We start from the raw sequence: 18,844 nt of genomic DNA, 5'->3' as shown, positions 1-18,844 counted from the left end.
CGCGCGACCCCAAATCGCGTCCAGTAGGGTTTGGTCCGCATAAACATCCAAACCCCTGCCCGACGCAGGGCGGCGACCGACCAGCGAGAAGGCCGCAGCCATACCGCGCGGGCGAGACTCTCGGGAAGGCGCTACGTGAGTCCCAACGGCTCCGACCGCTCGCCGCGGCGCCCGATGCGGCGGAAGCTGCTGCAGGCAATGACTGCGGGCCTGGTCCTGGCGACCGCCACCGGTTGCACATACAAGGACTTTCCCCGCCTTGGTATGCCCACCCCGACCACGGAAGAGGCTCCGCGGATCCTCTCCCTGTGGCAGGGCTCCTGGGCCGCCGCGCTCGCCACGGGCGTATTGGTCTGGGGCTTGATCTGCTGGAGTGCTTTCTTCCACCGGCGCAGCCGCACCAAGGTCGAAGTTCCCCCACAGACCCGGTACAACATGCCCATCGAGGCGCTGTACACGGTCGTCCCGCTGATCATCGTCTCGGTGCTCTTCTACTTCACCGCCCGCGACGAGTCGAAGCTCCTCGACACGTCGAAGAAGCCCGACCTCACGGTCAACGTGGTCGGCTTCCAGTGGAGCTGGTGCTTCAACTACATCGAGAACGTCGACGGCTCGACCGGTGACGCGAAGACCGACGAGAACCTGGACGCGATTCCGACCAAGTGGAAGAACCAGTTCCCGGACAACGCGGGCGGCGTGTACACCTGCGGCACCCCCGGTGACAAGAACCCGCAGACCGGCAACCCCGGCCCGACCCTCTGGCTGCCGGAAGGCAAGACGGTCCGCTTCGTCCTCACCTCGCGTGACGTCATCCACTCCTTCTGGGTGGTGCCGTTCCTCATGAAGCAGGACGTCATCCCGGGCCACACCAACGTCTTCCAGGTGACGCCCAACCAGGAGGGCACCTTCCTCGGCAAGTGCGCCGAGCTGTGCGGCGTCGACCACTCCCGGATGCTCTTCAACGTGAAGGTCGTCTCCCAGGAGCGGTACGAGCAGCACCTCAAGGAGCTGGCCGAGAAGGGCCAGACGGGTTACGTCCCGGCGGGCATCGAGCAGACGCAGCACGAGAAGGACCGGGAGGTGAACCAGCTGTGAGCATCATCAACGAACCTCAGGGTGCTGCCGCCGCGGAGGGCTCGTACGAAGACGAGCTGCCGGTACGGCGCAAGCAGCCCGGCAACGTGGTGGTGAAGTGGCTGACGACCACCGACCACAAGACGATCGGCACGCTGTACCTGGTCACGTCGTTCGCGTTCTTCTGCATCGGCGGCGTCATGGCGCTCTTCATGCGCGCCGAGCTCGCCCGCCCGGGCACGCAGATCATGTCGAACGAGCAGTTCAACCAGGCGTTCACGATGCACGGCACGATCATGCTGCTGATGTTCGCGACGCCGCTGTTCGCCGGTTTCACCAACTGGATCATGCCGCTGCAGATCGGCGCGCCCGACGTGGCGTTCCCGCGGCTGAACATGTTCGCGTACTGGCTGTACCTCTTCGGCTCGCTCATCGCGGTCGGTGGCTTCCTCACCCCGCAGGGCGCGGCCGACTTCGGCTGGTTCGCCTACAGCCCGCTGTCGGACGCGGTCCGCAGCCCGGGCATCGGCGCCGACATGTGGATCATGGGTCTGGCCTTCTCCGGCTTCGGCACCATCCTCGGCGCGGTCAACTTCATCACCACGATCATCTGCATGCGCGCACCCGGCATGACCATGTTCCGCATGCCGATCTTCGTGTGGAACGTGCTGCTGACCGCCGTCCTGGTCCTGCTCGCCTTCCCGGTCCTCGCGGCCGCGCTGTTCGCCCTGGAGGCGGACCGCAAGTTCGGTGCGCACGTCTTCGACGCGGCCAACGGCGGAGCCTTGCTCTGGCAACACCTCTTCTGGTTCTTCGGCCATCCAGAGGTGTACATCATCGCGCTGCCGTTCTTCGGCATCATCTCCGAGGTCATCCCGGTCTTCTCCCGCAAGCCGATGTTCGGCTACATGGGCCTGATCGGCGCGACCATCGCGATCGCCGGCCTCTCGGTGACGGTGTGGGCGCACCACATGTACGTCACCGGCGGTGTGCTCCTACCGTTCTTCTCCTTCATGACGTTCCTCATCGCCGTACCGACCGGCGTGAAGTTCTTCAACTGGATCGGAACGATGTGGAAGGGGTCCTTGAGTTTCGAGACCCCGATGCTCTGGGCGACCGGCTTCCTGATCACCTTCACCTTCGGTGGTCTGACCGGTGTCATCCTGGCCTCGCCCCCGATGGACTTCCACGTCTCGGACTCGTACTTCGTGGTGGCGCACTTCCACTACGTGGTGTTCGGCACCGTCGTCTTCGCGATGTTCTCCGGCTTCCACTTCTGGTGGCCGAAGATGACGGGCAAGATGCTCGACGAGCGCCTCGGCAAGATCACCTTCTGGACGCTGTTCATCGGCTTCCACGGCACGTTCCTCGTCCAGCACTGGCTGGGCGCCGAGGGCATGCCGCGCCGGTACGCGGACTATCTCGCGGCCGACGGCTTCACCGCGCTCAACACCATCTCCACGATCGCCTCGTTCGTCCTCGGTCTGTCGATCCTGCCGTTCCTCTACAACGTGTGGAAGACGGCCAAGTACGGCAAGAAGGTCGAGGTCGACGACCCGTGGGGCTACGGCCGTTCGCTGGAGTGGGCGACCTCCTGCCCGCCGCCGCGGCACAACTTCCTCACCCTGCCGCGGATCCGCAGTGAATCCCCGGCGTTCGACCTGCACCACCCGGAGATCGCCGCGCTCGAACAGCTCGCGCACGGCGGCCCGGCGGCGGGCGAGCTCGCGGCCAGCGGCAAGGAGGCCGGCAAGTGAAGGTCCAAGGCAAGATGTTCATCTGGTTGGCAGTCTTCGTGCTGGCCATGGCGATCGTCTACGGCGTCTGGTCGAAGGAGCCCGCCGGCACCACGGCGCTCTTCCTGGCCTTCGGCCTGTGCATCATGGTCGGCTACTACCTGGCCTTCACGGCCCGGCGGGTCGACGTGGGCGCACAGGACAACAAGGAGGCAGACGTCGCGGACGACGCCGGTGAGCTGGGCTTCTTCAGCCCGCACAGCTGGCAGCCCCTCGCCCTCGGCGTGGGTGGCGCGCTCGCCTTCATGGGCGTCGTCTTCGGCTGGTGGCTGCTGTACTTCTCCGCCCCGATCCTTCTGATCGGCCTCTGGGGCTGGGTCTTCGAGTACTACCGCGGTGAGAACCAGAACCAGTAGCTCGCGCCGATAGCACGCGCCGAGCACACGGAAGCCCGGACACTCCGACAGGAGGTCCGGGCTTCCCCCGTTCGCCACGCGGTACGTCCCTCACTCGGCCCACCCGACGCGCCCCGCCCGACGGGCGTTCCTACGTTGAACCCATGAGCACATCACCCCGTAACCGCACGGTCGTCGGCTGCACGCTGCTGGTGGTCTCCCTGGGAGCGGGCTTCACCGCCTGCGGTTCCGGGGGCCACCCGCTCTCGGGCACGCCCTACGACGCGGCCGACCACGTCTCCTTCAACACCCCCACCGGGGACGGCGAGAAGGCCGACCCCGACAAGCCGCTGGAAGTCACCGCCGAGGACGACGGACGCATCACCGACGTCACCGCCGTGGACGCCGCAGGACGGTTCGTGGCGGGCGAACTCTCCGCCGACGGAGACCGCTGGCACTCCACCTCGCCGCTCGCCGCCAACGCCCGCTACACGGTCCGGGTGAGCACCGAGGACGAGGACGGCGCCCCCGGCCGTGAGACCGTCGCCTTCGACACCGGCCGCCCCCTCACCAAGAAGCGCCTGAACGTCACCTTCGGCCCCGAGAAGGGCAGATACGGCGTCGGCCAGCCCGTCACCGCCGAACTGAGCCGGCCGGTCAAGGACAAGGCGTCCCGGGCCGTCGTCGAACGGGCCCTCAAGGTGGACTCCACCCCCGCCGCGGAAGGCGCCTGGCACTGGGTGGACGACAAGAAGCTCCACTACCGCCCGAAGGAGTACTGGCCCGCCGACGCCACGATCCGGGTGCACAGCAACCTGGAGGGCCTGAAGATAGGCGACCGGCTCTGGGGCGGGAAGGCCGAACCCATCGAGCTGACGACCGGCGCCAAGATAGTCGCCGTCACGGACGCCGCCGCGCACCGGATGACCGTGTACAAGAACGACGAGGTCGTCAAGCAGATACCGGTCACCACCGGCATGCCCGGCTACGACACCCGCAACGGGGTCAAGGTGGTGCTGGCCAAGGAAGGCACCGTTCGCATGACCAGCGCCAGCATAGGCGCGTCGGACTTCTACGACCTGACCGTGCACCACTCCGTCAGGGTCACCAACAGCGGCGAGTACGTCCACGCCGCCCCCTGGTCCACCGGCTCCCAGGGTTACGCCAACGTCAGCCACGGCTGCACCGGCATGAGCATGGGCAACGCCGCCTGGTTCTACGACACCATCAACGAGGGCGACATCGTCGAGGTCGTCAACTCGGCCGGCGACACCATGGCCCCCTTCGGCAACGGCTACGGCGACTGGAACCTCGACTGGAAGAACTGGCGCGACGGCAGCGCCCTGGTCGGTGGCACCGAGGAAGTACCGGGGCCCCAGGTACAGGCTCGCCTGAGGCCGGAGTCGGTCTAGGGCCTAGGCGCTCAGCGCCTGCCTGGCACGGAGCAGGGAGGCCAGGGCCGCCGCGAACTCCACCGGCTCCACCGGCAGGGTCACCGCCGCGTCGGCCCGGCTCCAGGTGGCCAGCCACGCGTCCTGCGGCCGCCCGATCAGCACCAGCGCGGGCGGGCACTCGAAGATCTCGTCCTTGATCTGCCGGCACACCCCCATGCCCCCCATGGGCACGGCCTCGCCGTCGAGGACACAGACGTCGATGCCGCCCCGGTCCAGCTCCTTGATGACGGCGGCGGGGGTCGCGCACTCCAGGAACTCCACCTGGGGAACATCCGGTGCCGGACGGCGCCCCGTCGCCAACCGAACTTGTTCGCGGGTGTTGGAGTCGTCGCTGTAGACCAGCACCGTGGCGGTCGGCTGCATTGTTCCTCCGTGACGTCAGCGTCTTAAGGACAGGCCCGATGCGCGGATGCTACTCCCTCGAACACCACGTCAGCACCGGTACGGAAGGCAGCAACACTCCGAACGGCACCCCCCGGAGTGAGGGCGGGATAAGCGACCGACATAATGTCGGTCGTGGCGACAGCAACGACAGTAGAAACCGGGCACGCGCACCCGTCGGTCAACCGGCCGAACCTCACCAGCGTCGGAACCATCATCTGGTTGAGTTCCGAGTTGATGTTCTTCGCGGCCCTCTTCGCGATGTACTTCACCCTGCGATCGGTGACCGGTCCGGAGTTCTGGCACGAGAAGGCCAGCACCCTGAACTTCCCGTTCTCGGCGACCAACACCACGATCCTGGTGCTCTCCTCCCTGACCTGCCAGCTCGGTGTGTTCGCCGCCGAGCGCGGGGACGTGAAGAAGCTCCGGATGTGGTTCATCGTCACGTTCGTGATGGGTGCGATCTTCATCGGCGGCCAGGTCTTCGAGTACACCGAGCTGGTCAAGCACGAGGGCCTCTCGCTCTCGTCCGACCCGTACGGCTCGGTGTTCTACCTGACCACCGGCTTCCACGGCCTGCACGTGACGGGCGGTCTCATCGCCTTCCTGCTGGTCCTCGGACGCACCTACGCGGCCAAGAGGTTCACCCACGAGCAGGCGACCGCGGCCATCGTCGTGTCCTACTACTGGCACTTCGTCGATGTCGTCTGGATCGGCCTCTTCGCCACGATCTACATGATCAAGTAGACCGGGCGGCCGGGCCGGGCGGACCGTACGCCCGCCTCGCACCGAGAACGACCCTTCCAGAAGCACCGACGCAGAAGATCCTGACACCGGGGTAATCCGTGAAAAAGCTCTCCGCACGACGACGCCATCCGCTGGCGGCGGTCGTCGTCCTATTCATCGCGCTGGCGGCCTGCGCGGGGCTCTACACCGCCTTCGCCCCCGCGGAAAAGGCGCAGGCCGATGAAACCGCCCAGACCCTCACCATCGAGGAGGGCAAGAAGCTCTACGCCGTAGGCTGCGCGAGCTGCCACGGCACCGGCGGTCAGGGCACCTCCGACGGTCCGCCCCTGACGGGTGTGGGCGCCGCGGCCGTCGACTTCCAGGTCGGCACCGGCCGGATGCCGGCCCAGCAGCCGGGCGCGCAGATCCCGAAGAAGAAGGTCGTCTACTCGCAGGCCGAGATCGACCAGCTCGCGGCGTACATCTCCTCCCTGGGCGCAGGCCCGGAGATCCCGACGGAGAACGAGTACAACCCCGAGGGTGCGGACATCGCCGAGGGCGGCGAGCTGTTCCGGACCAACTGCGCTCAGTGCCACAACTTCACCGGCAAGGGTGGTGCGCTGTCCGAGGGCAAGTACGCGCCGTCTCTCGAAGGTGTCGACCCGAAGCACATCTACGAGGCCATGCAGACCGGCCCGCAGAACATGCCGTCCTTCCCCGACACGACGCTGACGGAAGAGAACAAGAAGGACATCATCGCGTACCTCGACGCGGTCAACGGTGACGAGACCGTGGAGCCCGGTGGCCTCAGCCTCGGTGGACTCGGTCCGGTCAGCGAGGGTCTGTTCGGCTGGGTCTTCGGACTCGGTTCGCTGATCGCCGTCGCCGTGTGGGTCGCCGCTCGGACCGCAAAGGCCAAGAAGTCATGAGTAGCCAAGAGATTCCAGAAGAGAACCTGCCCGCAGCGCAGGACGACGCGCACGACGCGCACGGCGCGGTGAAGGTCGCGGACGAGAAGAACCCCTTCGCGGACCCCGGCCTCCCGCCCCACGAGCACCGTGTCCAGGACATCGACGAGCGGGCCGCCAAGCGGTCCGAGCGCACGGTCGCCCTGCTGTTCACGGTGTCGATGCTGGCCACCGTCGCGTTCATCGCCGCCTACCTGGTGATCGACGTCGACAAGTCGATCTACGTCTGGCCGATCGGTCACATCAGCGCGCTGAACTTCGCGCTGGGCATGACGCTGGGCCTGTCGCTGTTCTGCATCGGCGCCGGCGCGGTCCACTGGGCCCGCACGCTGATGTCGGACGTGGAGGTCGCCGACGAGCGTCACCCGATCGAGGCCGCGCCCGAGGTCAAGGCCAAGGTCCTGGCCGACTTCAAGGCCGGCGCCGAGGAGTCGGTGATCGGCCGTCGCAAGCTGATCCGCACCACGATGTTCGGCGCGCTGGCCCTGTTCCCGCTCTCCGGTGTCTTCCTGCTCGGCGGCCTCGGCCCCGCGCCCGGCACCAAGCTGCGGCACACCACCTGGGCCAAGGGCAAGAAGCTCGTCAACATGAACACCAACGAGCCGCTGCGTCCCTCGGACGTCGCGGTCGGGTCGCTGACCTTCGCCATGCCGGACGGCCTCAGCGAGCACGACCACGACTTCCAGAAGAACATCGCCAAGGACGCCCTGATGATCGTCCGGATCCAGCCGGACGACATCAAGGACAAGCGCGAGCTGGAGTGGTCCCACGAGGGCATCGTGGCGTTCTCGAAGATCTGCACCCACGTGGGCTGCCCGATCTCCCTGTACGAGCAGCAGACGCACCACGTGCTCTGCCCCTGCCACCAGTCCACCTTCGACCTCGCCGACGGCGGCCGGGTCATCTTCGGCCCCGCGGGTCACGCCCTTCCGCAGCTGAGGATCACCGTCGGTGAAGACGGTTACCTCCAAGCGGTCGGCGACTTCGAAGAGCCCGTCGGTCCTGCCTTCTGGGAGCGCGGATGAGTACTACAACGACCACCGACTCGCGCGACAAGCGCGAGAAGGCACCGGCCGGCGAGCGCGTCGCCGACTGGGCCGACGGCCGGCTCGGGATCTACTCCCTGGCCAAGGCCAACATGCGCAAGATCTTCCCCGACCACTGGTCGTTCATGCTGGGCGAGATCTGCCTGTACAGCTTCATCATCATCATCCTCACGGGTGTGTATCTGACGCTGTTCTTCCACCCGTCGATGAACGAGGTGGAGTACCACGGCAGCTACGTCCCGCTGCAGGGACAGCTGATGTCCGAGGCGTTCAACTCGACCATGCACATCTCCTTCGAGGTGCGCGGTGGTCTGCTGATCCGGCAGATCCACCACTGGGCGGCGCTGATCTTCCTCGCCGGCATGTTCGTGCACATGATGCGGGTGTTCTTCACGGGCGCGTTCCGCAAGCCGCGTGAGGTCAACTGGCTGTTCGGCTTCCTGCTGTTCGTCCTCGGCATGTTCACCGGCTTCACCGGTTACTCGCTCCCGGACGACCTGCTCTCCGGCACCGGTGTCCGCTTCATGGAGGGCGCGGTCCTGTCCGTGCCGATCGTCGGCACGTACCTGTCGTTCTTCCTCTTCGGCGGCGAGTTCCCGGGCGGCGACTTCGTGGCCCGCTTCTACTCGGTCCACATCCTGCTGCTGCCGGGCATCATGCTCGGCCTGCTGGTGGCGCACCTGATCCTGGTCTTCTACCACAAGCACACGCAGTTCGCGGGCCCCGGCAAGACGAACAACAACGTCGTCGGCATGCCGCTGCTCCCCGTGTACATGGCGAAGGCGGGCGGCTTCTTCTTCCTGGTCTTCGGCGTCATCGCGGTCATCTCGGCGATCGCCACGATCAACCCGATCTGGACCATGGGCCCCTACCGCCCGGACCAGGTCTCCACCGGCGCGCAGCCCGACTGGTACATGGGCTTCTCCGAGGGTCTGATCCGTGTCATGCCGGGCTGGGAGATCAACTTCTGGGGCCACACGCTCGTCCTGGGCGTGTTCATCCCGCTGATCATCTTCCCGCTGGTCCTGGTCGCGATCGCGGTCTACCCGTTCATCGAGTCCTGGGTCACCGGCGACAAGCGCGAGCACCACATCCTGGACCGCCCGCGCAACGCCCCGACCCGTACGGCCTTCGGCGTCGCGTGGATCACCTGGTACATGGTGCTGCTGATCGGTGGTGGAAACGACCTCTGGGCGACCCACTTCCACCTGTCGATCAACTCGATCACCTGGTTCGTCCGGATCGCGTTCTTCGTGGCCCCGGTCATCGCGTTCATCGTCACCAAGCGCATCTGCCTCGGCCTGCAGCGCCGGGACAAGGACAAGATCCTGCACGGTCGCGAGACCGGCATCATCAAGCGCCTGCCGCACGGTGAGTTCATCGAGGTCCACGAGCCGCTCAGCCAGGAGCAGCTGCACACGCTCACGGCGCACGAGCAGTACGTGCCGGCCCAGATCGGTGCCGCGGTCGACGAGAACGGTGTCGCCCGCAAGGTCGGCCGCCTGGAGAAGCTCCGCGCCAAGATGAGCAAGGGCTACTACGGCGAGGACAGCCAGATCGCCAAGCCGACCGTCGAGGAGTACAAGGAGATCACGAGCGGCCACGGCCACCACTGATCGCTTCGCTTCGCCACACCACGGTCGAAGGGCCCCCGTCCGATCTTCGGACGGGGGCCCTTCGCCGTGCTCGTGGCTGGATAGGGTGGGGTTGACCTTCCACTACGTCTCGTCTACGACACCCAGGAGCGGCTATGAGCGCTGTGACCCCCGCTGGAGGCGACACCGCGGCGGGCCGTTCCTGGCCCGCCGTGCTGAACGCGCTGCTGTCCGGGCACGACCAGGACGCCGGCGCCACGTTCTGGGCGATGGACCAGATCATGCGCGGGGAGGCGACGGACGCGCAGATCGCCGGGTTCGTGGTGGCGCTGCGGGCCAAGGGGGAGACCGTCGACGAGATCACCGGTCTCGTCGACGCGCTGTACGAGCACGCCAATCTGATCGAGGTGGCCGGGCGGACCGTCGACATCGTCGGTACGGGCGGGGACGGCGCCAAGACGGTCAACATCTCCACGATGTCCTCGATCGTGGTCGCCGGCACGGGCGCGAAGGTCGTCAAGCACGGCAACCGGGCCGCGTCCTCGGCGTCCGGGGCATCCGACGTCCTGGAGAAGCTGGGCGTCAATCTGGAGCTGACGCCGAAGCGGGTCGCCGAGGTCGCCGAGGAGGCCGGGATCACCTTCTGCTTCGCGGTGAAGTTCCATCCGGCGCTGCGTCATGTGGCCGCCGCGCGCGGACAGTTGGGCATCCGTACGGTCTTCAACGCGCTCGGGCCGCTGGCGAACCCGGCGAAGGTGCGGGCCCAGGCGGTCGGGGTCGCCGACCCCCGGATGGCGCCCATCATGGCCGGTGTCTTCGCCGGGCGCGGCAACTCCTCGCTGGTCTTCCGCGGCGACGACGGGCTCGACGAGCTGACGACCACGGCGACGTCCCGGGTCTGGGTGGTCCGGGACGGCAAGGTGACCGAGGAGGCCTTCGACCCGCGTGACGTCGGCCTCGACCTGGTGCCGGTGGAGGCGCTGCGGGGGGCCGACGCCTCGTACAACGCGGATGTCGCGCGGCGGCTGCTGGGCGGGGAGACCGGGCCCGTGCGGGACGCGGTGCTGCTCAACTCGGCCGCGGCGCTGGTGGCTCTTGAACCGACGTCCGCGTCGCTGGCGGAGCAGTTGCGGGGCGGGATGGAGCGGGCTGCGGAGTCCATCGACTCGGGGGCGGCGCGGGGAGTTCTCGAGCGGTGGGTCGCGGCGACGAACCGGTAGTTCGTCGGGTGCGGGTGCGTGGGGCTTCTCGCGCAGTTCCCCGCGCCCCTAAAGAATCGCAGGCCCCCGTGGCCCTGAAAGGCGACCGGCTGCGCCCCTGAAGAGCATGGGGCGCAGCCCCTGCTTTCAGGGGCGCGGGGAACTGCGCGAGAAGCCCCACCGGGCCGGCAGCCGCCCACCATCCGGACACGAGTTGCGGCGCGACGATCACTTCACGTACGTTTTTCGGCAGGTCATGAGTGACAGCCCATAGCCCCGGCTGGCTGTCCGGCAACCCTCCTTCCGTGGCGGGGTGCCCCGGGTGAAGACCGGGCCGTAGGCAGCGAGGTCTACGGCAAGCGCGGTTTCGAGGGAGTCTTCCGTTGAGCAAGCGAATGCGATAGGGCCGCCGAGCCCCGCCTCCGCGCACCCTTCTCTCTTTCCTCCACATGCGCCCTTCCCTTCCTTCGCGCATGCCTCTCACGGGAGCCCCCATGTCTGTTTCCACCCTTGCCGCCGCCCAGTCCGTTTGTGCCCCGCTGCCCGTTCTGGGGCGAGATGTCACCGTCCCGCTCGTCACCGGCGGCGAGGTCACCTACGCCGCCCTCGACTACGCGGCCAGCGCCCCCGCCCTGCAGCGCGTGTGGGACGACGTGGCGGCGTACGCGCCGTACTACGGGAGCGTGCACCGGGGCGCCGGCTACCTCTCCCAGCTGTCGACGGATCTCTTCGAGAACGCCCGGAAGACCGTCGCCGAGTTCCTCGACTGCCGGGACGGCGACCAGGTCGTGTTCACCCGGTCGACCACCGACTCGCTGAACCTTCTCGCCGCCGCACTCCCCGCCGACTGCCAGGTCTTCGTCTTCGAGACCGAGCACCACGCCTCGCTGCTGCCCTGGCGGGACGCGCGGGTCACGTACCTGGACGCCCCCCGGACGCCGGAGCAGGCCGTCGCCACCCTGGAGACCGCCCTCGCCGGACGCGACCCGCACGGGCCGGCGCTGGTGTGCGTCACCGGTGCCTCCAATGTCACCGGGGAGATCTGGCCGGTGCGTGAGCTGGCCGCCGCCGCGCACGCGCACGGCGCGCGGATCGTGCTCGACGCGGCCCAGCTGGCGCCCCACCACCCCGTCTTCGTGCAGGAGTTGGACGTCGACTGGGTCGCCTTCTCCGGCCACAAGCTGTACGCGCCCTTCGGGTCGGGGGTCCTCGCCGGCCGTGCCGACTGGCTCACCGCGGCCGAGCCGTACCTCGCCGGCGGCGGTGCCTCCCGCAAGGTGACCCGGCGTACCGACGGCGGTGTGGACGTCGAGTGGCACGAGAGCGCCGCCCGCCACGAGGCCGGCTCGCCCAACGTCATCGGCGCCTACTCCATCGCCTCCGCCTGCAAGGCCCTCACCGAGGCCGGGTTCGACACGCTGGTCGCCCGCGAGCGGTATCTGATCGACGCCGTACGGGCCGGGCTCGCCGATGTGCCCGAGGTACGGATCCTGTCCCTCTTCGGGGACGACGCCCCGCGTGTCGGCGTCATCTCCTTCGTCGTCGACGGCTGGAACAGCTCCCACTTCGCCGCCGCGCTCTCCGCCGAGTACGGCATCGGCGTCCGCGACGGCCTCTTCTGCGCCCACCCCCTCGTCCGCACCCTGCTCGGCAGCGACCCGCAGGTCCAGGGCGAGTGCGGCGCCCCCGAGGCCGCGCCCGGCGAGCGGTCCCTCAACGCGATCCGGGTGAGCTTCGGCGCGGGCACCCCCGACGAGCACGTGGAGCGGTTCGTGGGCGCGGTCAAGGAGCTGGTGAGCGACGGCGCGCAGTGGAACTACCGTACGGAGGACGGCCGTTGCGTCCCGGCCGTCTGACCGGCCGTCTGACCGGCCGTCTGACCGGCCGTCTGCCCCGCACCGGTTGAGCCCGCCGTCACCCGGGCGCCCAGCACGATCATCCGCAGGGCCCGTTCCGTGGCGTCCGTGAGGAGTTCGCTCGCGCGGACCAGGGCCTCGGCGAGCGCCATCGGGGCGGGCAGGATGCCGGTGCAGGCGTCCACGCCCGGCACCTCGTGCGCGCCCTCGCCCAGGGTGCCCGCGAGGGCCAGCACCGGGCGGCCGTGCAGCTTGGCGCGGCGGGCGACCTCGGCGGGGACCTTGCCGCGCGGCGTCTGGTGGTCGAGGGCGCCCTCGGCCGTGATGACCAGATCGGCGCGGGCCAGCCGGGCGTCGAGGTCCAGATGGCCCAGCAGCACCTCGAAGCGGGGGAGCAGCCGGGCGCCCAGGGCGGCCAGCCCGGCGCCGAGCCCGCCGGAGGCGCCGGTGCCGGGGCCGGTGCGGAGGTCCGCCCGCTGCGGGGCGAGGTCGCGGGTGAGGACGTACGCCCAGGTCTCCAGCGCGGCCGACAGTTCCTCGACCTGCTCCGGTGTCGCCCCTTTCTGCGGGCCGAAGACCCGGGCGACGCCCCGTTCGCCGCACAGCACGTTGAACGGGTTGCAGGCGACGAGCAGGTCGACGTCCTTGAGGCGTGCGTCCAGGCCGGCCGGGTCGATCCGGTCCAGGCGGCCCAACTCCCGTCCTCCCGGCGGGAGTTCGACGCCGTCCGCGTCCAGGAGCCGCGCGCCCAGGGCCTGGAGGGCACCGGCCCCGCCGTCCGACGTACCGGAGTCCCCGCAGCCGATCAGGATGCGCCGTACGCCGGTGTCGAGCGCGGCGCGGATCAGTTCGCCGACGCCGTACGTGGTGGTGGCGCCGGGGTCGCGGAGGGCGCGCGGGACGAGGGAGAGGCCGGCGACGGCGGCCATCTCGACCACGGCTGTCCCCGTCGTCGCCGGGCCGGGGGAGCCGACGAGGGCGAAGTGGGTGTCGACCGGGTCGCCGACCGGGCCCGTGGCCAGGAGGGGGACCAGTCGTCCCCCGGTGGCGGCGGCCAGCGCGGCGGCCGTGCCCTCGCCGCCGTCCACCAGCGGGATCAGATCCAGCTCCGCGTCGGGCAGGACCCGGCGGACGCCCTCCGCGATGGCCTCGGCGGCGGCCTCGGCGGACAGGGACTCCTTGAAGCCACTGGGGGCTACGGCGACTCGGTTCAGCATGGTCTCAGGGCTCCTGGAGAGTGGTTACGGGACGAGCGGGACGCCCAGCGCCGGCCACACCACCGCCGCGAAGAGCACCACCAGGGCGGCGGTCAGCGGGGCCAGCACGGCGGAGAGGCGCAGCAGGTCGCGGGGGGTGTAGGTGGGGGTGCCGGGCAGGTCGGCGAAGAGCGCGACCGGCTTGGCGGAGGCCGGGAGGGTGTGGCAGAAGCCCGCCGCGGCGGTGGAGGCGAGCGCGGCGGCGACCGGGCTGACCCCGGCGCCCACGGCCGCCGCGACGACCAGCGGGACCAGCACCGACGAGCGGGCCGACCGGGACTGCAGGACCAGATGCGCGGCCGTGCTGACCACCACGACCACCACCAGGAACACCAGCGGCGTGACCCCCGAGGGCAGCCCGGAGACCAGCCACGTCGCCGCTCCCGAGTCGCTGAGCGCGACGCCCATCGCCATCGTCGCGGCCATGAAGAGCAGCATCGACCAGGGCACGGTCCGCAACGCGTCCTTCAGCCGTACGGTGCCCAGCGCCGGTGAGGAGGCGACGACCGCGCCGATCAGCGCGACCACCGCCGGGGAGACCCGGTGCAGCGGCTCGCTGCACCACAGGACCACGACCGTGGCCAGCAGCAGGGCGCAGCGCGACTCGGCGGGGGACCAGGGCCCGGTCACCGGCCGCTCACTGTGCAGCTGGATCTCCTCCGCCGTGATCCGCACCGGGCCGCGGCGGTCCGCGCGCCGGGTCGTCGTCAGCAGCACGGCCTCGGCGGCCAGATGGGACGACACGATCGCCAGCGGCAGGCCCAGCAGCAGCCACTCGGTGAAGCCGATCCGGTCGCCGGTCGCCTCCCACAGCACCGACACGGTGATCAGATGCGCTCCCGCGCCGATCAGGGTCGCCACCGCCGACAGAAGGATCACGGTCGGGAACAGCAGCGCCAGCATCACGACCAGTCGTCTCCGGTCGGCCAGCGCCTTGGCGAGGGCCAGGAACACGGGGAGCGCGAGGGCGGCGCGGCCCGAGGTGGCCGGCACGGCGAAGGCGGTCACCACGAGGGCGGCGGTGGTGAGGTGCGTCAGCTGCCGTACGGTGCGGGCGCCGCTCACCAGGAACGTCGCGGCCCGGCCCGCGAGCCCCGTCCGGGTCACCGCGGCGGCCAGGACGAACGCACAGATCAGCAGCCATACGGTGTCGTTCCCGAGGGTGCCGAAGAGCGTGTCGTCGCTGATGACCCCGGTGACGGTGAGGGCGAGGCCCGCGCCCAGCGCGATGTACGTGTCGTCGACGGGGGTGCCGATCCAGGCGGCCGTCGCCAGCGTGAAGACCGTGAGGGTGAGGCGGGCCTCTCCGCCGAGACCGGGGAAGTTGCCGGGGACGGCGAGCAGCGCGCAGAGGGAGAGGGCTACGCAGAGGGTGGTGGCGAGGCGGAGATTCAGGGGCACGTCATCAAGGGTTCATTTCGGGGGTGAGTCCTTGATGAGGCGTTTATGAAGGGGGCTTCACGTCGTTCTTCGGGCGCGAGTCCGTGAGGGCTGGTCGCGCAGTTCCCCGCGCCCCTATCGGGGCGCGGCTGTCGGCAGCCGGTAGCCCATGCCCCTTACCGTCTCCAGTTGTGCGGCCCCGAGCTTCTTTCGTAGCGCCCGCACGTACACGTCCACGATGTTCGAGCCCGGGTCGAAGTCGTAGCCCCAGACGTGGGACAGGATCTGTTCGCGGGAGAGGACCTGGCCGGGGTGGCGCAGGAAGAGTTCCAGGAGGACGAACTCCCTTGCGGTCAGGTCCACCAGACGCTCCCCGGCGCGCGCCCGTCGGGTCCGGAGGTCCAGGGTCAGGTCGCCGCTGCGGAGCATCGTCACCTCGGGGGCCCTGGCCGCCGTACGCAGCCGGAGGCGGACCCTCGCCAACAGCTCCTCGAAGCGGAACGGCTTGGTCATCCAGTCGTCGGCGCCGCCCTCCAGGCCGGCCACGGTGTCGCGTACCGAGTCGCGGGCGGTCAGCACGATGACCGGGACGGTGACGCGGGCCTCGCGCAGCTCGCGCAGGACGGTGAAGCCGTCGCGGCCGGGCAGGCCGATGTCGAGGACGATCAGGTCGAAGCCGCCGGTGAGGGCGTACTCGTAGGCCGCGTCGCCGTCGCCGACCACGGTCGTGGTGAAGCCGCCCGCGCGCAGGCCCTTCTCGACGAAGGAGGCGATGCGTTCCTCGTCCTCGACGATGAGAATGCGGTTCACGGGCGGGCCCCTTCCAGGGTCAGGGTCAGGACGAAGGTCGCGCCGCCGCCCTCGGTGTCGTGCAGCCGTACCCGGCCGCCGTGCGCCTCGGCGATCGCGCGGACGATGGCCAGGCCGAGCCCGGCACCGGAGCCGCGGGCGCCGCGTCGGGCCGTGCCGCGCCGGAACCGTTCGAAGACGACCTCGGCGTCCTGCGGCTGCACCCCGGGCCCCGAGTCGACGACGTACAGCTCGACCGTCGTGCCCTCGGCGCGGGAGCCGACCCGGATGGTCTGGCCGGTGGTGGTGTGCTGCACCGCGTTCTGGGCGAGCTGGACCATCGCCTGGGTGATCCGCTGGGGGTCCAACTCGGCCTCAAGGTCGGCGACTTCGGCGAGCTGCCAGTCGCGGTCGCCCAGGGTGCGGGCCTTGACGTAGACATCGGCGGTGAGTTCGGCGAGCTGGACCGGCTCGGGGCGGACGAAGTCGGGCCGCTCGGCCTTGGCGAGTAGCAGCAGGTCCTCGACGATGCGGCTCATCCGGTCCAGTTCGTCGGTGACCAGCCGGACCGTCTCCTCGCGCTCGGCGGGATCGTCGCCCATCAGCTCCAGATGGCCGCGCACGATGGTGATGGGGGTGCGCAGCTCGTGGCCCGCGTCGTCGGCGAACTCCCGCTGCGCGGCGAACGCCCGCTCCAGCCGGTCCAGCATCGCGTTGAACGTCTCGGCGAGCGCGGCCACGTCGTCCCGGCCGTGCACCGGGATGCGCCGGGTGAGGTCCTGCTCGGTGAGCTGGGCGGCGGCCGCCCGCACCAGCCGTACGGGTTTGAGGATGCGGCCCGCGACCACCCAGGCGATCCCGGTGGTCATCAGCAGGGCGACCCCGGAGATGGCGAGCAGCACCCGGAACACCTCGTCGGCGCGGGCCTGTTCGCTCGCCGGGTGGAAGGCGACCACGAACGCCGCGTCCGCCTCGGAGCCGTACCGGGCCACCTCCACCTTCGCCCAGCGGATCTCCCCGGCCGCCCGCTCCAGCGTGCCCGTGGACGCGGTCGACTCGAAGATCCGCCGTCGGGCGTCGGTGTCCTGGTGCAGGGGCAGCGGGACGGGGATATCGCGTTGCTGGAAGAGCTGTGAGGGGGCGCGTCCGCCGCGGCCGACGAGGCCGATCAGCTCCTCGTCGAGGTCGGCGTTCTGCCGTTCCAGGAAGACCTTCAGCAGCCGGGACGGCTCGGTGAAGGGTTCACCGGTCTGCGGATCGACGCCGTGCGCCTGGAGGTTGGTGAACTCCCCGGCCTCCTGTGCGAGCAGCTCGTCGATGCGCTGGTCCACGTCCCGCAGCAGGATCGACCGCGTGGTCGTCGCGACCGAGGCCAGCGCCACGGTCATCACGAGCAGCAGCCACAGCAGGATCCGGACCCGGGCGGAGACCCGCCCGAGGGGTCGGTCAGCCGTCGTCACCGGGGCCGTCGTCGGCGTCGTCCCGGCCGTCCTGTCCGTTCTGCCCGGCGTCGTCGTCATCGTCATCACTCGCGGAGCCGTCGGTCACCGGAGGCCGCGACACGGCCTCGTCACCGGGCGTCGCCGTCGGCCGGGTGGGTGTGGGACTCGGCGACCCGCTCTCCAACTCCACCTTCGGCGGCACCTTCGGCGCCTGCGGGCTGTCGGTCAGGGCGAAACTGGTCGCGGCGATCCCGAGCGGAATCGCCACGACGGCGGCGAGAGCCGCGATCCGGCGGGAGAAGACCATGGGGACGATCCTGCGGAGCGGACCGGTCGGTGCGGATGAGGCCGGGATGAGGATTTCTTCATCAGGGCCCCCGAAGGCGCGCTCAGCCGTCCAGACCGATGGAGAACGCGGCGTCCAGGTCGTGCTGCGAGTACGCCCGGAACGCGACATGCGTGTCTGTGCCCAGCACCCCGGGGATCTTGCTGATACGGCCGGGGATCACGTCCGCGAGGTCCTCGTGCTCCTTCACCCGCACCATGGCGACCAGATCGTAGGTACCGGTCACGGAGAACACCTCGGTCACGGAATCGATCGCGGCGATGGACTCCGCGATCTCCGGAATCCGGTCCACGCTGGTCTTGATGAGCACGATCGCGGTGATCACGGCTGTTTCTCTCCCTCAAGGACATCGACGGGCGCCTTCACTCTAGCCCTCCGCCCATAACGCCCCCACGCGTAACAGAACCCCAGTCCGAAGCCCACCAGATGCGCCAGATAGGCCACCCCCGGCCCGGCCGTCTGCCGCCCCGCCGCCAGCCACTGCAGGGTCACCCAGAACGGCAGGGTCACCCACGCCGGGAACCGCAGCGGGAGGAAGAAAAGGAACGGCAGCAGGCTCGTCACCCGCGCCCGGGGGAACAGGAAGAGAAAGGCGCCGAGGACCGCGGAGATCGCCCCGGACGCGCCGACCAGCGACTGCGGCGACCCGGCGTGCGCCGCCGCGTACGCCACCAGCGCGAGGTAGCCGCAGGCCACGTAGAAGAGGGCGAACCGCAGACGGCCCATGCGTTCCTCGGCCATCGCACCGAAGACGAAGAGGAAGAGCATGTTGCCGAGCAGGTGCAGCCAGCTGCCGTGCACGAAGAGCGCGGTCAGCGGGGTGAGCGCCGCGCCCGGGGAACCGTCGAACAGCTCGACGGGGACGACGCCCCAGCGCCGGAAGTACGCCCGCTGCGCGGCGATCAGCTCGTCCCCGGTGCCGTACCCGGGGTTGAGTCCGGCCGCCGGCCCGATCAGGAAGAGCGCACAGCAGAAGGCGATCAGCCCGTACGTCACCGGCGCCGACTCGTTTCGTACGGCCCGGGCGGCCGAGGTGCTCCACTTGCCGATCATGAACAGAGCATGACGTAACGGGACCCACCCGCACAGACCGCCTCGCCGCCCACGGGGATCGGCGGTGCCGCCGGAGGCAATCCGCGCCGCCGCCACAGGTGAACGGGCGTCGAGTACCGGTCAGGCCGTAGGGTTACGAGCCACACGC

At 69.6% G+C, this 18,844-nt stretch carries 18 protein-coding genes and 1 riboswitch; of the genes, 10 read left to right on the top strand and 8 right to left on the bottom strand.

The features are described 5' to 3' along the window. The first annotated feature begins 135 nt into the window (after window positions 1–135). The 4 genes from ctaC to ACZ7MG_RS33420 all read left to right on the top strand — a co-directional run bounded on the left by ctaC (window position 136) and on the right by ACZ7MG_RS33420 (window position 4,617). The gene (gene ctaC / locus ACZ7MG_RS33435) at window positions 136–1,095 is read left to right on the top strand and encodes an aa3-type cytochrome oxidase subunit II (RefSeq protein ID WP_471396346.1); all 960 of its coding nucleotides are present in this window, start codon (window positions 136–138) and stop codon (window positions 1,093–1,095) included. Next, window positions 1,092–2,831 (top strand): aa3-type cytochrome oxidase subunit I, encoded by a 1,740-nt coding sequence (ctaD, locus tag ACZ7MG_RS33430; RefSeq protein WP_471396348.1) that lies wholly within the window; start codon window positions 1,092–1,094, stop codon window positions 2,829–2,831. Before ctaC ends, ctaD begins: the two co-directional genes overlap by 4 nt. Continuing rightward, complete coding sequence (locus ACZ7MG_RS33425; RefSeq protein WP_471396351.1) at window positions 2,828–3,226, top strand: cytochrome c oxidase subunit 4; 399 nt, start codon at window positions 2,828–2,830, stop codon at window positions 3,224–3,226. Before ctaD ends, ACZ7MG_RS33425 begins: the two co-directional genes overlap by 4 nt. A gap of 143 nt (window positions 3,227–3,369) precedes the next feature. Further along, window positions 3,370–4,617, top strand: coding sequence for a L,D-transpeptidase (locus ACZ7MG_RS33420; RefSeq protein ID WP_471396353.1), 1,248 nt, complete (start codon window positions 3,370–3,372; stop codon window positions 4,615–4,617). A 3-nt stretch (window positions 4,618–4,620) separates the two neighbouring features. On the opposite strand, the gene ACZ7MG_RS33415 is transcribed toward ACZ7MG_RS33420, so the two are convergent. Continuing rightward, window positions 4,621–5,022, bottom strand: a complete 402-nt coding sequence (locus tag ACZ7MG_RS33415; RefSeq protein WP_471396355.1) for a response regulator — start codon at window positions 5,020–5,022, stop codon at window positions 4,621–4,623. A 144-nt stretch (window positions 5,023–5,166) separates the two neighbouring features. Here ACZ7MG_RS33415 and ctaE point away from each other — a divergent pair, with 144 nt between their 5' ends. The 6 genes from ctaE (at window position 5,167) to ACZ7MG_RS33385 (ending at window position 12,430) form a co-directional block, all read left to right on the top strand. Beyond that, window positions 5,167–5,787, top strand: a complete 621-nt coding sequence (ctaE, locus tag ACZ7MG_RS33410) for an aa3-type cytochrome oxidase subunit III (RefSeq protein WP_037727920.1) — start codon at window positions 5,167–5,169, stop codon at window positions 5,785–5,787. 98 nt (window positions 5,788–5,885) lie between these two features. Continuing rightward, window positions 5,886–6,695 carry a cytochrome bc1 complex diheme cytochrome c subunit gene (gene qcrC / locus ACZ7MG_RS33405; protein WP_471396358.1) on the top strand — a complete coding sequence of 270 codons (810 nt, stop codon included), beginning with the start codon at window positions 5,886–5,888 and terminating at the stop codon, window positions 6,693–6,695. After that, on the top strand, window positions 6,692–7,759 hold the full coding sequence (qcrA, locus tag ACZ7MG_RS33400; protein WP_471396361.1) for a cytochrome bc1 complex Rieske iron-sulfur subunit: 1,068 nt from the start codon (window positions 6,692–6,694) through the stop codon (window positions 7,757–7,759). Before qcrC ends, qcrA begins: the two co-directional genes overlap by 4 nt. Continuing rightward, complete coding sequence (qcrB, locus tag ACZ7MG_RS33395) at window positions 7,756–9,396, top strand: cytochrome bc1 complex cytochrome b subunit (RefSeq protein ID WP_471396364.1); 1,641 nt, start codon at window positions 7,756–7,758, stop codon at window positions 9,394–9,396. The genes qcrA and qcrB overlap by 4 nt, the downstream gene beginning before the upstream one ends. A 134-nt stretch (window positions 9,397–9,530) precedes the next feature. Then, entirely contained in the window at window positions 9,531–10,595 is a 1,065-nt protein-coding gene (gene trpD, locus ACZ7MG_RS33390; protein WP_471396367.1) for an anthranilate phosphoribosyltransferase, read from the top strand. A gap of 231 nt (window positions 10,596–10,826) precedes the next feature. Beyond that, window positions 10,827–10,942, top strand: a riboswitch (SAM riboswitch). 126 nt (window positions 10,943–11,068) lie between these two features. Continuing rightward, window positions 11,069–12,430, top strand: coding sequence for an aminotransferase class V-fold PLP-dependent enzyme (locus ACZ7MG_RS33385; protein ID WP_471396369.1), 1,362 nt, complete (start codon window positions 11,069–11,071; stop codon window positions 12,428–12,430). On the opposite strand, the gene ACZ7MG_RS33380 is transcribed toward ACZ7MG_RS33385, so the two are convergent. From ACZ7MG_RS33380 to ACZ7MG_RS33350, 7 genes are all read right to left on the bottom strand, one after another. Continuing rightward, window positions 12,391–13,647, bottom strand: a complete 1,257-nt coding sequence (locus tag ACZ7MG_RS33380) for a glycerate kinase family protein (protein ID WP_471396372.1) — start codon at window positions 13,645–13,647, stop codon at window positions 12,391–12,393. The genes ACZ7MG_RS33385 and ACZ7MG_RS33380 overlap by 40 nt on opposite strands. A 24-nt stretch (window positions 13,648–13,671) precedes the next feature. Further along, on the bottom strand, window positions 13,672–15,087 hold the full coding sequence (locus ACZ7MG_RS33375) for an SLC13 family permease (protein ID WP_471396375.1): 1,416 nt from the start codon (window positions 15,085–15,087) through the stop codon (window positions 13,672–13,674). Between the two features lie 114 nt (window positions 15,088–15,201). Continuing rightward, a complete protein-coding gene (locus ACZ7MG_RS33370) occupies window positions 15,202–15,876 on the bottom strand; it encodes a response regulator transcription factor (protein ID WP_471396378.1) in 675 nt (224 codons plus the stop codon). Beyond that, window positions 15,873–17,375, bottom strand: coding sequence for a sensor histidine kinase (locus ACZ7MG_RS33365; protein ID WP_471396381.1), 1,503 nt, complete (start codon window positions 17,373–17,375; stop codon window positions 15,873–15,875). Before ACZ7MG_RS33365 ends, ACZ7MG_RS33370 begins: the two co-directional genes overlap by 4 nt. Next, window positions 17,302–17,604: a small secreted hydrophilic protein gene (locus ACZ7MG_RS33360; protein ID WP_471396383.1), complete on the bottom strand. Its 303-nt coding sequence runs from the start codon at window positions 17,602–17,604 to the stop codon at window positions 17,302–17,304. The genes ACZ7MG_RS33365 and ACZ7MG_RS33360 overlap by 74 nt, the downstream gene beginning before the upstream one ends. 82 nt (window positions 17,605–17,686) lie before the next feature. After that, window positions 17,687–17,968, bottom strand: coding sequence for an Lrp/AsnC family transcriptional regulator (locus tag ACZ7MG_RS33355; RefSeq protein WP_471396385.1), 282 nt, complete (start codon window positions 17,966–17,968; stop codon window positions 17,687–17,689). Then, window positions 17,965–18,696 (bottom strand): rhomboid family intramembrane serine protease, encoded by a 732-nt coding sequence (locus tag ACZ7MG_RS33350; RefSeq protein WP_471396387.1) that lies wholly within the window; start codon window positions 18,694–18,696, stop codon window positions 17,965–17,967. The genes ACZ7MG_RS33355 and ACZ7MG_RS33350 overlap by 4 nt, the downstream gene beginning before the upstream one ends. Window positions 18,697–18,844: the final 148 nt, after the last annotated feature.

The sequence above is a fragment of the Streptomyces sp. NPDC107538 genome (genome assembly GCF_055657445.1).
This window is presented reverse-complemented; position numbering and strand designations above follow the sequence as displayed.